General features: G+C 63.3%; 17 protein-coding genes and 1 pseudogene. 10 read left to right on the plus strand and 8 right to left on the minus strand.

Features of this window, described 5'->3' with window-relative positions; all coding sequences use genetic code 11:
- Positions 1-263: hypothetical protein (locus ADADOO_RS09895; RefSeq protein WP_511277154.1), on the plus strand; the 263-nt coding region annotated here is incomplete at its 5' end.
- 40 nt (positions 264-303) lie between these two features.
- On the opposite strand, the gene msrA is transcribed toward ADADOO_RS09895, so the two are convergent.
- Complete coding sequence (gene msrA, locus ADADOO_RS09900; protein ID WP_511277156.1) at positions 304-837, minus strand: peptide-methionine (S)-S-oxide reductase MsrA; 534 nt, start codon at positions 835-837, stop codon at positions 304-306.
- A 302-nt stretch (positions 838-1139) separates the two neighbouring features.
- On the opposite strand from msrA, the gene glyQ reads away from it, so the two are divergent.
- The 8 genes from glyQ to ADADOO_RS09940 all read left to right on the plus strand — a co-directional run bounded on the left by glyQ (position 1140) and on the right by ADADOO_RS09940 (position 8538).
- A complete protein-coding gene (gene glyQ / locus ADADOO_RS09905; protein ID WP_511277158.1) occupies positions 1140-2084 on the plus strand; it encodes a glycine--tRNA ligase subunit alpha in 945 nt (314 codons plus the stop codon).
- A 34-nt stretch (positions 2085-2118) separates the two neighbouring features.
- The gene (locus ADADOO_RS09910; RefSeq protein WP_511277160.1) at positions 2119-3198 is read left to right on the plus strand and encodes a DUF4357 domain-containing protein; all 1080 of its coding nucleotides are present in this window, start codon (positions 2119-2121) and stop codon (positions 3196-3198) included.
- Positions 3195-5297 (plus strand): glycine--tRNA ligase subunit beta, encoded by a 2103-nt coding sequence (glyS, locus tag ADADOO_RS09915; protein WP_511277161.1) that lies wholly within the window; start codon positions 3195-3197, stop codon positions 5295-5297. The genes ADADOO_RS09910 and glyS overlap by 4 nt, the downstream gene beginning before the upstream one ends.
- A 177-nt stretch (positions 5298-5474) precedes the next feature.
- Positions 5475-6026 (plus strand): D-glycero-beta-D-manno-heptose 1,7-bisphosphate 7-phosphatase, encoded by a 552-nt coding sequence (gmhB, locus tag ADADOO_RS09920; RefSeq protein WP_511277163.1) that lies wholly within the window; start codon positions 5475-5477, stop codon positions 6024-6026.
- On the plus strand, positions 6023-6775 hold the full coding sequence (locus tag ADADOO_RS09925) for a lysophospholipid acyltransferase family protein (RefSeq protein WP_511277165.1): 753 nt from the start codon (positions 6023-6025) through the stop codon (positions 6773-6775). Before gmhB ends, ADADOO_RS09925 begins: the two co-directional genes overlap by 4 nt.
- Positions 6753-7472: a M48 family metallopeptidase gene (locus tag ADADOO_RS09930; protein ID WP_511277167.1), complete on the plus strand. Its 720-nt coding sequence runs from the start codon at positions 6753-6755 to the stop codon at positions 7470-7472. Before ADADOO_RS09925 ends, ADADOO_RS09930 begins: the two co-directional genes overlap by 23 nt.
- Before the next feature lie 9 nt (positions 7473-7481).
- Positions 7482-7865, plus strand: coding sequence for a lactoylglutathione lyase (gloA, locus tag ADADOO_RS09935; RefSeq protein ID WP_511277168.1), 384 nt, complete (start codon positions 7482-7484; stop codon positions 7863-7865).
- A gap of 58 nt (positions 7866-7923) precedes the next feature.
- Positions 7924-8538 carry a hypothetical protein gene (locus ADADOO_RS09940; RefSeq protein ID WP_511277170.1) on the plus strand — a complete coding sequence of 205 codons (615 nt, stop codon included), beginning with the start codon at positions 7924-7926 and terminating at the stop codon, positions 8536-8538.
- Here the strand turns inward: ADADOO_RS09940 and ADADOO_RS09945 are convergent.
- Positions 8529-9659: a glycosyltransferase family 4 protein gene (locus tag ADADOO_RS09945; RefSeq protein WP_511277172.1), complete on the minus strand. Its 1131-nt coding sequence runs from the start codon at positions 9657-9659 to the stop codon at positions 8529-8531. The genes ADADOO_RS09940 and ADADOO_RS09945 overlap by 10 nt on opposite strands.
- Entirely contained in the window at positions 9659-10075 is a 417-nt protein-coding gene (locus ADADOO_RS09950) for a diacylglycerol kinase (RefSeq protein WP_511277174.1), read from the minus strand. The genes ADADOO_RS09945 and ADADOO_RS09950 overlap by 1 nt, the downstream gene beginning before the upstream one ends.
- A 108-nt stretch (positions 10076-10183) precedes the next feature.
- Here ADADOO_RS09950 and ADADOO_RS09955 point away from each other — a divergent pair, with 108 nt between their 5' ends.
- The gene (locus tag ADADOO_RS09955) at positions 10184-10867 is read left to right on the plus strand and encodes a PA4824 family protein (protein WP_511277175.1); all 684 of its coding nucleotides are present in this window, start codon (positions 10184-10186) and stop codon (positions 10865-10867) included.
- Here ADADOO_RS09955 and ADADOO_RS09960 read toward each other — a convergent pair.
- From ADADOO_RS09960 to ADADOO_RS09980, 5 genes and pseudogenes are all read right to left on the minus strand, one after another.
- Positions 10864-12045 carry a glycosyltransferase gene (locus tag ADADOO_RS09960; RefSeq protein WP_511277177.1) on the minus strand — a complete coding sequence of 394 codons (1182 nt, stop codon included), beginning with the start codon at positions 12043-12045 and terminating at the stop codon, positions 10864-10866. The genes ADADOO_RS09955 and ADADOO_RS09960 overlap by 4 nt on opposite strands.
- A 1-nt stretch (position 12046) precedes the next feature.
- A complete protein-coding gene (locus ADADOO_RS09965) occupies positions 12047-12832 on the minus strand; it encodes a UDP-2,3-diacylglucosamine diphosphatase (protein WP_511277179.1) in 786 nt (261 codons plus the stop codon).
- A 199-nt stretch (positions 12833-13031) separates the two neighbouring features.
- Positions 13032-13607 carry a tetratricopeptide repeat protein gene (locus tag ADADOO_RS09970; RefSeq protein WP_511277181.1) on the minus strand — a complete coding sequence of 192 codons (576 nt, stop codon included), beginning with the start codon at positions 13605-13607 and terminating at the stop codon, positions 13032-13034.
- Between the two features lie 346 nt (positions 13608-13953).
- Positions 13954-14793: a phosphatase PAP2 family protein gene (locus ADADOO_RS09975; RefSeq protein WP_511277182.1), complete on the minus strand. Its 840-nt coding sequence runs from the start codon at positions 14791-14793 to the stop codon at positions 13954-13956.
- Positions 14790-15017 (minus strand): annotated as a pseudogene (locus ADADOO_RS09980) (hypothetical protein); the annotation flags it as partial. The pseudogene ADADOO_RS09980 and the gene ADADOO_RS09975, both read right to left, overlap by 4 nt.

Below are 15017 nucleotides of genomic sequence, written 5' to 3' on the forward strand. Positions count from 1 at the left end.
GGGGGTACGACATCGGCCAGGCCCCGGAACGGGGATCGCTGGAGTTCGCGGCCAGACAGGCTGACAACGCCGCGAAACCGATGCTGCACCGCAGCACTGGTTGCACTATATTGATTTATATGAATATTGTCAATCCAGAGGCCTGCACTTGCGGCCATTGGTGTTGCATCGCCGCAACAACAGGAATTAAAACAGCGCTCCGACAACCCGGCAAAAGCAGGTCGAAATACGCCCTTTCAATTTTGGCCATTTTTTCCGGTTGACCCTAGGGCCAGCAGCTGTTTCTGTGGTCGTGGGAAGAGCTCAGCCGGCCTTGATCCGCTCGGCAAAAACCTGGCGCAATTTGAGCGCCTTGGGCGCCACCACGGCCATGCAATAACCCTGGTACGGATTACGCCGGAAATACTGGTGGTGATATTCCTCGGCAACGAAAAAAGTCGACGCCGGCGTCACCTCGGTGACGATCGGCGCCCCCCAGATGCCATCACTGTTGAGGCGGCCGATCAAGGCTTCGGCGACGGCCTGCTGGCCGGCATCGTGGAAAAAAATAGCCGAGCGGTATTGCGTGCCGGTATCGTGCCCCTGGCGATTCAGGGTGGTCGGATCGTGGATCGTGAAGAAGGCCGTGAGCAGCGTCTCGAAGTCGATTTTCGCCGGGTCGAAGGCGATCTGCACAACTTCGGCGTGGCCGCTATCGCCGCGACATACCGCCTCGTAGGTCGGCTGCGGATCATGGCCGCCCATGTAGCCGGGCAGCACCGAGATAACGCCATCCAGCTGCTCGAAGGCCGCCTCCAGGCACCAGAAGCAGCCACCAGCCAGGGTTGTTTTTTGCATGATCATCGATTCCGGCATTTTGATTCCTGTTAATTGTCCAGAGATGTGGCAGACAGTATGCCCCCTGCTTCGTTCCGTGCAGTGCAATAGCATGAAACGCCACCCCTCCCCTTCAAGGGGAGGGTCGGGGTGGGGATGGGTCACAAGTGGTCAGAATATTGCAGCGACACGCATTTCCCGCCCATCCCCCACCCTGCCTCCCCCTTGAAGGGGGAGGAGAGGACGGCACCGGCTTCGTTCCGCTCCATCCATGGCAAAAGCAAGTAAAATCGTGCGTCTCAGAACATCACCGATTGCCTCCGATGAGCACCACCAAAAAACCGACATTCCAGGAAATCATCCTGCGCCTGCAGCAATACTGGAGCGCCAAGGGCTGCGCCCTGCTCCAGCCCTACGACATGGAAGTCGGCGCCGGCACCAGCCACACCGCCACCTTTCTGCGCGCCATCGGCCCCGAGCCGTGGAAAGCCGCCTACGTGCAGCCATCGCGCCGCCCGAAGGATGGCCGCTACGGCGAGAACCCGAACCGCATGCAGCATTACTACCAGTTCCAGGTCGTCCTCAAGCCGGCGCCGGACAACATCCTTGAGCTCTACCTCGGCTCGCTCGAAGCCCTCGGTTTCGACCTCAAGAAAAACGACGTGCGTTTCGTCGAAGACGATTGGGAAAACCCGACGCTCGGCGCCTGGGGCCTCGGTTGGGAAGTCTGGATGAACGGCATGGAAGTGACGCAATTCACCTACTTCCAGCAAGTCGGCGGCATCGACTGCAAGCCGATCACCGGCGAAATCACCTACGGCATTGAGCGTCTGGCCATGTACCTGCAAGGCGTTGAAAACGTTTTCGACCTGACGTGGACGGAAGGCCTGACCTATGGCGACGTCTATCACCAGAACGAAGTCGAGCAATCGGCCTACAACTTCGAGCACAGCAACGTCGAGTTCCTGTTCCACGCCTTCGGCAAACATGAAGAAACCGCCGTGCACCTGATGGGCAACCAGTTGCCTCTGCCGGCCTACGAGCAAGTCCTGAAAGCCGCGCACACCTTCAACCTGCTCGACGCCCGCGGCGCCATTTCGGTCACCGAGCGCGCCGCCTACATCGGCCGCATCCGCAATCTGGCCCGCGCCGTGGCGCAAGCCTATCTCGACAGCCGCGCCCGCCTCGGCTTCCCGATGGCCCCGAAGGAATGGGCTGCCGAAGTCCTGAACAAGCTCGCTGAGCAGAACGCAAAGAAAGCTGCCTAAATCCCCTACCGACTAGCCAATAATGAAAATAGCATTGGAAGATATTGCCAATCGTTTACGTAACGGTGACTACAAAAACGAAGAACATGTTCGTGTAGCCATTGTTAACCGGCTTCTACAGCGATTAGGGTGGGATATCTGGAACCCCATCGAGGTACATCCCGAGTTTTCCCCGATAAGAAGCGAAGACTCTACCAGGGTAGACATCGCGGCGTTTCTTCCTCCGCAACATCTGCGGCCGGCAATTTTCATCGAGGTTAAAGCCGTTGGAAAACTGGCTACGAATCTTGAAACTGCAGAGCGGCAACTCAGGGATTACAACCGCAATAATCAAGCTGAAATATCAGTTCTGACCGATGGGCAACTCTGGCGGTTTTACTGGGCCGGTGCAGCCGGCGAATTTCGGCAAAAATGTTTTGAACATATCAGCCTCCTGGATAAGGGAGCGTCTATTGACGAGATAGAGAATATTTTCATAACGTTTCTGTCTCAGGAAAGCCTCGTTACAGGCAAAGCAGTTGAGCAGGCTCGTATATCCCTTCGCCGTACAGATGACCAAAGAACGATGTATGACGTTTTGCCAAAAGCTCTTCGTGACGCAGAACTCGACCCCACGAATAGCAAGGTCGATTGTTTTATAAAACGCTGCCATGAACGTGCAGTAACACTTTCACTAGAAGAAGCCAAAAAATTTGTTTTGGAAAACATGCACTCAGTCTTTAGCCCTTCTACCAGCCTGAAAGAAGAGCGCTCGACTAGCAAATCTTTCCCTCCAAAAAAATCGTTGCCCAGCCACTCAGAACTCTCGTTAGCTGATGCGGAGATTTTATTGCTAACAGGCAGAAACGGCGCTCATGCAAAAGGGAAACACCTTCCTAACGGACGTTTTTTGGTTCTCGCAGATTCAATTTCAGGAAAACCGGCAGAGCATTTTCCAACACATAACTATTACCGTATGTATCAGCATTTGATTCAAGAGGAGGTGCTGCAGCCTCTTGACGGCGATGCACGATACAAACTTTCTCAAGATTACGAATTTGACTCCCCGTCGGCCGCAGCAGCCATGTTTCTCGGCCGCGCAGGCAATCCAAAAAATTGGAAACCGAATCGATGAAAAACCTCCTCGTTGAACTGTTTGTTGAAGAACTGCCGCCCAAGGCACTCAAGAAGCTGGGCGAAGTGTTTGCCCAGACGCTGGCCGCCTCGCTGAAAAACACCGGTTTGGCCGCGTCGACCGCAGCCTTCACCGCCTACGCCTCGCCGCGCCGTCTGGCCGCCCATGTCACCGAAGTCGCTGCCGTCGCCGCCGACAAGCCGGTTGTCCAGAAGCTCATGCCGGTCGCCGTTGGCCTCGACGCCGCCGGCAACGCCACGCCAGCCCTGCTCAAGAAGCTCACTGCCCTCGGCGCCGACGCTTCCTGCGTCCCGAACCTGCGCCGCGAGAATGACGGCAAGGCCGACGTGCTGTTCTACGAAAGCCTGGCCAAGGGTGCAACGCTGTCCGAAGGTCTGCAAAAGGCACTCGAAGCCGCGCTCGCCGCACTGCCCATCCCCAAGGTCATGACCTACCAGTTGCGGGATGGCTGGAGCAGCGTCAATTTCGTCCGCCCAGCCCATGGCCTCGTTGCCCTGCACGGCAGCGACGTCGTGCCGCTGGCCGTTCTCGGACTGACTTCCGGTCGCGAAACCCACGGCCACCGTTTTGAAGCGACCGTCGATCCGGTCGTCATCAACAACGCCGACGAATACGCCACGAAGCTGGCGACCGACGGTGCCGTCATCGCCTCCTTCGCCGAGCGCCGCGCCGAAATCGCCCGCCAACTCGAAGCTGCTGCCGCAAAAGCTGGCGGCAAGCCCATCGACGACGACGCCCTGCTCGACGAAGTCACCGCCCTGGTCGAACGCCCGAACGTGCTGATCGGTCAGTTTGAAGAAGAATTCCTCGCCGTGCCGCAGGAATGCCTGATCCTGACCATGAAGGCCAACCAGAAATACTTCCCGCTCCTCGACGCAGCCGGCAAGCTGACCAACAAGTTCCTCATCGTCAGCAACATCAGCCCGGAAGACGCTTCCGCCGTGATCGGCGGCAACGAGCGCGTCGTGCGCCCACGGTTAGCGGACGCCAAGTTCTTCTTCGACCAGGATCGCAAGAAATCGCTGGAAAGCCGCGTCATCGGCCTGTCCAAGGTCGTTTATCACAACAAGCTGGGCACCCAGGGCGAGCGCGTTCAGCGCGTCGCGGCAATTGCCCGCGCCATCGGCGAGCATCTTGGCGGTGGCGAACTGACCCAGCACGCCGAGCAGGCCGCGTTGCTGGCCAAGGCCGACCTGCTCACCGACATGGTTGGCGAGTTCCCCGAACTGCAGGGCATCATGGGCCGCTACTACGCCCAGCACGACGGCCTCAATGCCGATGTCGCCGACGCCATCGAAGACCACTACAAGCCGCGCTTTGCCGGCGACAGCCTGCCGCGCGGCAGGGTTGGCACGGTCGTCGCGCTGGCCGACAAGCTCGAAACGCTGGTCGGCATGTTCGGCATCGGGCAAATCCCGACCGGCGACCGCGACCCGTTCGCCTTGCGTCGCCACGCGCTGGGCACCATCCGCATGCTGGCTGAAGGCAATCTCGATTTACCGCTCAATTCCCTGTTGACCGTAGCAAGCAGCGCCTTTGCCGCCGTTGAAGGCTTCAAGAGCGCCGATGCCGAGCTGGCCGACTTCATCTACGACCGCCTGGCCGGCAGCCTGCGCGAGCAGGGTTACACGGCACAGGAAGTCGATGCCGTGGTCAGCCAGCGGCCGCAGCGTCTCGGCGACATCCCCAAGCGCCTGGCCGCCGTCCGCGCCTTCGCCGCCTTGCCGGAAGCGGCCGCGCTGGCCGCTGCCAACAAGCGGGTCGGCAACATCCTGAAAAAAGTCGAAAACCCGGTCGAGCCGACGGTCGATAACGCCCTGCTCAAGGAAGCCCCGGAAATCGCCCTGCACGACGCGCTCGTCGAGGTCGTCCCGCAGGCCGATGCTGCCTTCGTTACCGGCGACTATGCCGAATCGCTGACCGCACTCGCCGCCCTGCGCGCCCCGGTCGATGCCTTCTTCGACGGCGTCATGGTCAATGCCGACGATCCGGCCCTGCGCGCCAACCGCCTCGGCCTGCTCGCCAAGCTCCACGTGGCGATGAACAAGGTCGCCGACATTTCCAAGCTGTCGGCCTAGAGAGCCTGTGAAATTCATGTTCATACCCGCTCCCCGCGCCCAAACGAGCCCGCTCGGCGTTGCAAATGCTCGCCATAGCCCAAGCTATGGCTGTGCTTTGCGCCTTGATCGTGCACGCTTGTGCACGTTGCTCGGGCGCCCCCATCAAATTCACAGGCTCTGACCGGGAAGAACGCCATGCCGACCAAGCTCGTCATCCTCGACCGCGACGGGGTCATCAACTTCGATTCCGCCCAGTTCATCAAAACACCGGCCGAATGGAAGCCGATTCCGGGCAGTCTGGAAGCGATCGCCCGCCTCACCCAGTGCGGCTACAAGGTGGTCGTCGCGACCAACCAGTCGGGCGTCGGGCGCGGCTTGTTCGACATGGAAACGCTGAACCAGATCCACACCAAGATGCACAAGGCCGTGGTCGCGCTGGGCGGGCGGATCGACGCCATTTTCTATTGCCCGCATGCGGCCGATTCGAAATGCGATTGCCGCAAGCCGAAAGCCGGGATGTTCAAACGCATTTCCGAGACATTCAACGTCGACCTCAAGGGCGTCCCGGCCATCGGCGATTCGCTGCGTGACCTGCAGGCCTGCGCCGCGGCGGGCTGCCAGCCGATGCTGGTGATGACCGGCAAGGGCGAAAGAACCAAGGCCGACAACGAATTGCCGGAAGGCACGCTGGAATTCAAGGACCTGTCGGCGGCGGTCGACGCCATCCTCAAGGAGACGACACCATGAAGGCTGTGCGTTCCACACTGTTCATGGCCTATGCCCTCGTCTGGTCGATCCTTACCGCGCCGCTCGTCGTCATCGCTGCCCTCGCCCTGCGCGGGCTGTGGGGCTACCGTTTCGGCAAGCTGTGGCGCCTCGGCATCCAGTTCGGCGTCGAGAACATTCTCGGCATCCGGCCCAAGGTCATCGGCCTCGAGAACATGCCCAAAGAGCCTTGCGTCATTCTTTCCAAACACCAGTCGGCCTGGGAAACGATGACCATTCAGGATCTCGTGCCGGCCGGCGCCTACTGCGTCTTCGTGCTCAAGAAGGAATTGCTGCGCGTCCCGCTGGTCGGCTGGGGACTGGCCGCCATGAAGATGATTTCGATTGATCGCGCCGCCGGCAAGGACGCCCTCGACCAAGTTGTCACCCAGGGTCGCGAGCGTCTCAAGCAGGGCTTTTACGTCATCCTCTTCCCCGAAGGCACGCGTGTCGCGCCGGGCCAGAAAAAACGCTACAAGCCGGGCGGCGCCTACCTCGCCACCCGTGTCGGCTGCAAGGTTGTGCCGATTGCCCACGACGCCGGCGAACTGTGGCCGCGCCAGGCTTTTCTGAAAACGCCGGGCACCGTCACGATCAGCATCGGCCCGGCTTTCGACGCCACCGGGATGACCGAAGCCGAAGTCAATCAGCGGGCCGCTGCCTGGATCGAAGACGAGATGCACCGCATCTCGCCGCATCGCTACGCGGATGCCTCGCACAACGCCACCTGAGCCGGCGCGCCGCATCGTTATCGCCGGCCAGGCCGTCGCCTACCAGCTCAAGCGCAGCCAGCGCCGGACCATCGGCCTGGCCATCGACCACCGCGGCCTGCGCGTCGGCGCCCCGATGCGGGCCCGCCTCGGCGACATCGAAAGCCTGATTCACGAGCACGGCCAGTGGGTGCTCGATAAACTGGCCGCCTGGCGCGACCGCCCGGCCGCCAGCCAGCTGGAGATCACCGATGGCACCGTGGTTTTTACTCTCGGCGAGCCGTTGACCGTCGCCTTCACCGAGGTCGGCCGCAGCCGCTGGCAGTTCGGCCCCGGCACGCTTTACCTGCGTCCCGATGCCGCCCACACGGCCAACGACCTGCTCGAAAAAGCCCTGCGCGAGAAAGCCCGCACCGTCTTCGCCGAACGGCTGGCCATCCATGCCCCGCGCCTCGGCGTTGCCCCGCCACCGCTGCGCCTGTCGTCGGCCCGCACGCGCTGGGGCAGTTGCAGCCACCACGGCGGCATCGCCCTGAACTGGCGGCTCATGTTCATGCCGCTGGCCATCGTCGATTACGTCGTTTGCCACGAACTGGCGCACCTCAAGGAAATGAACCACAGCCCGCGCTTCTGGTCTGTGGTGGAGCAACTTTGCCCGGACTGGCAGGCGCGCCGCCTCGAACTGCGCCGACTGGCCCGGCAAATCCCCCACTTTTAAGGAAAACGCATGCGCATTCTGCACACCATGATCCGCGTCGGCGATCTCGACAAATCGATCGCCTTCTACACCGAAATTCTCGGCATGCAGCTGCTGCGCCGCACCGATTACCCGGAAGGCCGCTTCACGCTGGCCTTCGTCGGCTACGGCGATGAGGCCAGCCAAGCCGTCCTCGAACTGACCCATAACTGGGACACGCCGAGCTACGAGCTCGGCAACGGCTACGGCCACGTCGCGCTGGCCGTGCCCGATGCGGCAGCCGCCTGCGCCGCGATCAAGGCGCGCGGCGGCAAGGTCGTGCGCGAAGCCGGGCCGATGAAGCATGGCTCGACGATCATCGCTTTTGTCGAAGATCCGGATGGCTACAAGATCGAACTGATCCAGCGCGCCTGACCGACATCAAGGTCACGCTCCGGCCGGCTACGCATACTGCCGGCTCAAGGAGATCAGCATGGCCTTTCCCGAATTCTTTTCCCGCGTTCCCCCCATCACCCTGCGCGACCCGCTGGCCGAGTTGCTCGGCGCCGCGGAGGGTGGGCTGATCGAGTATTGCTTTGCCGATGCGGTCAAACTGGCCGGGCATTCCTGCCCGACGGTGGCTGGCGCCTGGCTGAGCAGCGTGCGCGCCTTGCGGGCGCTCTACGGCGAGGAAATTCCGGTGCGCGGCAACATCGCTGTCAGCCTGCAAGAAAGCATTGATACGGGCGTCGCCGGCGTCATCGCCAGTGTCGCCACGCTGCTCACCGGGGCGGCCGGCGATGGCGGGTTCAAGGGCCTGGGCGGGCAGCATGTGCGGCGTGGTTTGCTGCAATTCGGCGTCAGCGGCTGCGTCGGCATGACGTTTACCCGGCTCGACACGAATGCTACGGTCAACGCGATTTTTCGGCCAAATTTGATCGCGGCCGACCCGCGCCTCGGCGAGCTGCTGCCGGCCGTCGTTCAGGGCACGGCCAGCCCGGCGGAGAAAAAGCTGTTCGGCGAACTCTGGCAGGATCGCGTCAAACGCATCCTGATCGACCACGGCGGCGATCCAGCCGTGGTCGAACTGCACAGTATTCAGGGCTGAATCGCCAGCGCTTCGCGGGCGACGTTTTCAAAGCTGTCGACGACGCCGCCCCAGCTGCGCGGCAGCATCGTCTGGCGGGCGGCTTCGGCCATTTCGCCGAGGCGCTCGGCCTCTTCAAGCATCCACAGCGCGCCATCGACATAGCCGCGCTCGTCACCGGGCGAGGCAACCATGCCGTTTTTCTGCTGGGCGATCAGTTCGGCCGCCGCCGCACTGCGGTAGGCGATGACCGGCAAGCCGCTGGCCATCGCTTCGGCGACGACATTGCCGTAAGTTTCGGTCAGGCTGGGAAAGAGAAAGAGGTCGGCGCTGGCGTAATGGGCAGCCAACTCTTCACCGAGGCGCATGCCGGCGAAATGGTGATCGGGATGCTCGGCGGCGAGTTGTTTGGCCGACGGGCCGTCGCCGACCCAGATCATTTTGGCCTTGGGATGCCAGACCTGGATGGCGGCAAAGGTCTTTTTGACCAGCGCCAGATTCTTTTCGGCCGCCACCCGGCCGACGTAAAGACAGGCCGGCCCGTCGCCCTCGACGCCCCAGCTCTGGCGCAAGACCTGGCTGCGCCGGGCCGGATCGTAGAGTTGCGTATCGACGCCACGGCCGACGACACGCACGCCGCGCAACCCCTCGCCGGCCAGATCGGCGGCCAGCGCCGCCGTCGGCACCATAGTCGCCAGCGTCCGCCGGTGCAGGGTGCGCAGGTAGGCGGCGACGGCTGGGCGCATCCAGCCCATGCCGTAATGCACACTGTAGCGATCGAAATTGGTATGAAAGCCGGAGGTGACCGGGATGCCCATCTTGCGGGCGACGCTGACGGCCGACCAGCCGAGCGGCCCCTCGGTCACGACATGGACCAGATCGGGCCGCTGCTGGCGCCATTGCCGGGCCAGCCGACGCCCGGCCGGCAGGCCGAAGCGCAGGCCGGGATAGCCGGGCAGCGGCAAGCCGGGCAAGGCCAGTTCGTGTTCGCTGCCGGCATCGCCCTTGCCTTGCCGCGGCCGAATGACGCTGACCCGATGGCCGCGCTCGCGCAAGCCGCCGACCAGCCGGCCAACGGTCATCGCGACGCCATTGACCTCGGGCGGGAAGGTTTCAGTGACGAAAGCGATGCTTAGCGACATCAGGCAATCTCCATGAGCACACATCCCCAGACGACCATGACGATGATCAGCGAAACGAGCACCGCGGCGCTGCCGATGTCCTTGGCGCGCTTGGCCAGGCGATGGTTTTCCAGGCTGACGCGGTCGACCACGGCTTCAATGGCCGAATTGAGCAATTCGACGACGAGGACGAGCAACACGCTGGCGATCATCAGGCCGCGGCCCAGCCACGGCACGGGCAGCAGGAAGGCGGCCGGAATGAGCAGGGCGGCGAGGATGACTTCCTGGCGGAAGGCGTCTTCGCACAGGTAAGCGGCCTTGAGGCCGGCCAGCGAGTAAGTCAGGGCGTTCCACACCCGGCGCAGTCCGGTCTTGCCCTTGAAGGGCGATTCGTTGGCCGGATCGAGGCCGAGTTCGTTCGACGAGGGTTCCTGCATGCTATCTCCGCGAAAGCGCCTACGGTAATCACCCAGCGCTAAGCTTTGATGACAGCAAAAGTCATCGCTCTGTCACAATTTGCCCATACGCTCTCGACTATTTTGCCCATGCGCCTGCTTGCCACCCTGCTCAGCCTCTTCGTCATCGTGCCGGCCGCCCACGCCGCCCGCCCGATGACTACCGACGACGCCCGGCTGACCGATGCCGGCGCCTGCCAGGTCGAATCCTGGGTGCACCTGCACGGCAGCCAGCACGAGTTCTGGGCCTTGCCGGCCTGCAATCCGGGCGGCAATTTCGAACTGACCTTCGGTGGCGCGGTGGCTTATACCGACAGCCACCAGGACAGCGGTGCCCTGGTCATTCAAGGCAAGACCCTGCTCAAGCCACTGACAACCAACGGTTACGGCGTCGGCTTCGCCACCGGTTACGCCACGCAGCCGGGCAGCGCCCACACCGGCAACCCGTATTTTTACCTGCCGGTCAGCTTTTCGCTGGCCGACGACCGGGTGGTCATCCACACCAACCTCGGCTACACCCGCGAACGCGAAAACCAGGAAAACCGCCTGACCTGGGGCCTCGGTAGCGAAATCGAGATCACGCCGAGGAGCTACCTGATCGCCGAAAGCTACGGCCAGGACAAGGGCAACCCGTTTTTCCAGATGGGCGTCCGTTACTGGATCGTTCCCGGTCACGTTCAGATCGACACCACCTACGGCAGCCAATTTGGCGCCATCAGCGACCAGCACTGGTTCTCGATCGGCCTGCGGCTGATCTCGCCGACGCTTTTTTAGATCGCTACGGTCAACCGGAAATTCTGGCCAATTTTGCAATCGGCCAGCTCGCCATAAAGACGCGCCAGCCGTTCGGCCATCGCCCCATCGCTCCATTCCCGCGCGTAGATCGGCGCCTCTTCGGCGAGGTGGTGCCAGGCTTCGGGATGTTTAAGGAACTGGCCGAGCACTTCGCCGAAGGCCCGCGCGTCGTTCGGCGGCGAGAAGGCGCCACGGGCCGGCGCGAGAATGTCGGTCGTCCCCATTTCAGATAGCGCGATGACCGGCACGCCGGCTGCCATCGCTTCGAGTAGGACCAGCCCCTGCGTTTCGGTGCGCGAGGCGAAGACGAAGACGTCGGCTGCGGCATAGCAATCGGGTAGCGCCTGCTGGCGGTCGAGATAGCCGATGAACTGGACGGCATCCAGCAAACCCAGCGCCGCGGTCTGCACCTTGAGGTCGGCCATGGCCGGGCCTTCGCCGGCAATCACGAGCAGGGCGTCGGGGCGGATCTGGCGGGCCTGAGCAAGAGCTTTGAGCAGGAAGCCGATATTCTTTTCGTGCGCGACGCGGCCGACGAACAAGGCCATCGGCCGCGATTCGCCAACGCCGAATTTCTGGCGAAAGCGCATGCCGCTGCCGCCGGCAAACTGCGCCATCGGGATGCCGGTGGGCAGGATGTGCATCGGCGCGGTGACGCCATAGCTGTCGAGCCGCTGGCGCATGGCCGTCGACGGCACGATCACGGCGTCGAGCTGATTGCATTGCCGGCGTGACAAGGCGCGCGCCTGGCCGCGCAGCCAGCTCGGCGGAATCGGCTTGGCGTAGTGCTGCAGGTATTCCTCGAACAGGGTGTGATAGGTCGCCACCACCGGCAGACCGAGCCGCCGCCCGGCTTTCAGGCCGGCGTAGTGGGCGACAAACGGGGTCTGGACGTGGATCAGGTCGCAGTCCTGCGCCGCGTCGAGCACAGCCCGGTGCATCGCCCGCCAGCCGACCAGCCGGTCTTCGCGGTCGCCGGGCACGGGGCGACCGGCGACGCGGACGATGCCTGGCTCGTCGGCCTCGTCGCCGTAGCGCGGGACGACCAGCCGGACTTCGACGCCATGCGCCGACAGCGTGCGGCGGAAAGTCTCGATGGAGGTCGAGACGCCATTGACGCGCGGGAAATACACGTCGGAAACCATCAAAACACGCATCTCAGGCCTCTACAGTTTCGGCAACCGGGGCGGCCAGCATGGCTACCGGCTTTTGTTCGCCCCAGGTGACCAGTTCGAGCCGGCCGTCGAAGTGTTCGACGATGGCCGTGCAGGAATCGACCCAGTCGCCGCAATTCACGTAAGTCAGGCCGTCGATCTCGCGGATCGTCGCCCAGTGGATGTGGCCGCAGATGACGCCATCCAGGCCGCGCTCGCTGGCGTGGTGGATGGCCGATGCCTCGAAATCGAAAATAAAGTTGAGCGCCGTCTTGACCTTGCGCTTGGCGTAGCCGGCCAGCGACCAGTAGCCGGCAATGCCGAGCTTGCGCCGCCCCCACGAGAGCAGCGTGTTGATACGGACGAGCAGTTCGTAGGCCTTGTCGCCGAGCACGGCGACCCAGCGATGATGGCGCGTCACCTGGTCGAACTGGTCGCCGTGGATGAGCAGGAAACAGCGGCCATCGGCGGTTTCATGCACCACCTCGTCGACCACCTCGATGTCGCCGAAAATGATGCCGCAATAGTTGCGCAACGCTTCGTCGTGGTTGCCGGGAATGAACACGACGCGATCGCCGTGCCGGGCCCGGCGCAGCAGTTTCTGGACCACCGTGTTCTGCGCTGGCGACCAGCAGATGCTGCGGCTCATCGCCCAGAAATCGACGATGTCGCCGATCAGGAAAGTCTGTTCGGCCGGGTGTTCGCGCAGGAAATCGAGGAGTCTGTCCGCCTGGCACGCCCGCGTGCCAAGGTGGATGTCGGAGAGAAAAACGCTTCTGACCTTGGGCATGGCCGCACGATACGGCCGGCCCGTGACCCGGAAGTGACGGCTTCGTTAAGCTTTTATTGCGGCCGCGATGCGGCGCGGCGCGGACCTTGCCGCGCCATTTCATTTTTGGGCCATTTTTCCGGTTGACCGTGGGATTCGGCGGAGATGCCATCCAACGGTATTCGCTTGGCGAGCGGCCACAATACTTCCCGAAAACTCGCTATTTTGGGGGGATGAGGGCGGCCGCCGGTGGCGTCGGCAAGGACAGCGCTTGCGCTGCCTTGAGCGGCGCTTCGCCCATCGTCCGCACCAGCGCCTCGCGCTCCAGCACGGCATCCGTCTGCTCGGCAGCGGCGGCACGACTGAGCCAGACGTAGGCGCGCGCCGAATCCTGCGCGACGCCCAGGCCATCACGATAAAACCGCCCCAGTTCGAGCATCGCTTCAGGGTTGCCGGTCGCCGCCGCCAATTGCACCCATTTGGCCGCCTGCTCGACATCCTGCGGGCGATTATTGCCAGTCGCCAGGTCCCGTCCGAGCTGAAGCATCGCCCCGACATCGCCGTTATCGGCCGCTTCCTCCTGTTTTTCGGCGCGCCTTGCCGGGTCGTCGCTGGCATCGGCGGCGACGCCGGCGGTCAGCAGCCGATTCGGCGCGCCCGTCGCGCTTTTTTCCGGGAGCGCCGGTGCGGCCTGCGCAACGGGCACGTTGTTCGGCTTATCGACGCGTTCCAGCCACAGATCGACAACGACAAAAATCCCGAAGCACAGCATGACGACGGCCGTGCTGTTGATCACTACCCGCTCCAGGGCAGCATGGTTGCGCGCCAGAAAGCGATGCGAGCACGCATGGCAGCGACAGGGGCGCAAGCCCGCCGCGCCGAGCTTTTCTTTCTTCGAATGCCATCTTGAATGCCGACAGTCGGTTCCATTGCACGCCGGGCACTTTAACCCGGCCCCCACCAGGCGGGCGATATCGACGTATTTGAGGAGGGATGAAAACATCGGAGCGGTGGGTTTTGGGCAGCAGACCTGGCCTCATCGGAGGCGGATTGAGGGGGGAGCAGCGGGCAGGCAGACAGTACAAATTATCGGCCGAAATTGCAATCGGCATACCGGCATGGCGGCGCGCGAAGGGTAAAAATCAGTCGCCGCGGCGTTCCGCAGCAAGCCCTTCGAGCGGCCGGTTCGCCGCCTGCCAGCCGCCGCGCAGCAGCGGCCGCAGGTAGAACAGCGCGAAGCCGCCCAGCCCCCACAGGCAGGCGACGATGCGCCACGGCCGGGTAGCCGGGTAGCCCTGGCCGTCGAAGGGCAGGGTGGCCACAGCGACGACCGCAATGGCAACCAGTAGCCAGTGGGCGCGCACCCCCAGGCCCCAGCGGCAGCGGCGGCTCAGGCGCAGGCCGAGCCAGCCGCCAACCAGGCCAACCAGGCCGCCGGCCAGCACATCGACCGGCCAGTGGGCGCCGACGGCAATGCGCGAAAACGCGGCCAGCCCGGCGATGACAACGATGGGCAGGGCCCGCCACCAGCCGAGCAGGGCAAGCCAGGCGACGACGAAGGAAAAGGCCGAGACGCTGTGGCCGGACGGGAAGCTGTGCGCCGTCAGGCGGGCGCCGATGATGGTGATCTGGCTGGCATCGAGCACGGCAGCTGGCCGCGGCAGATCGAGCCCGATCTTGAGGCCGCGGCTCATCGCCCCGGCGAGCAGGGCGCCGACGACGAGGGCCCAGAAGACGCGCGGGTAGCGCAAGCAAAAGGGCAGCATGAGGGCCAATTGAACACGGCCGTCGCCAAGCGTCGTCAGGCTTTCCCAGAGCCAGGGCGGCAAGAGGACCTGGCTGGCCCGCTGCGCCGGGATGAAGCCGGCGTACCAGTCGCCGGTCTGGCCGATGGCGAGCAGCCCGAGGGCGAAGATCAGGCACAGGCCAAAAATGGACGCGTCGAAAACCGGGTTGCGGGCGTGCAGGGTTTGATCGTTCATTGCAGGCCCTCTCGCTCGACACGGGCCAGCGTGACGAAGCTACGTTGATAGACGTCGCGCAGGGTCAGCCCCGGGGCGAGCCGGGCCTGCACTTCATGCTTGCGGTCAGTGCGCGTGAAAACCAGTTGGCCGAGTTCGGGCACCCGCGTCGGCGTTGCCGCCTGACGATAAACGCTGAAGCTCGGCATGATGATGCGCCAGGCGACGACATTGGTTTCGCCGCT

The organism is Azonexus sp. (assembly GCF_036170495.1).
In the GTDB taxonomy this organism is placed as follows: domain Bacteria; phylum Pseudomonadota; class Gammaproteobacteria; order Burkholderiales; family Rhodocyclaceae; genus Azonexus.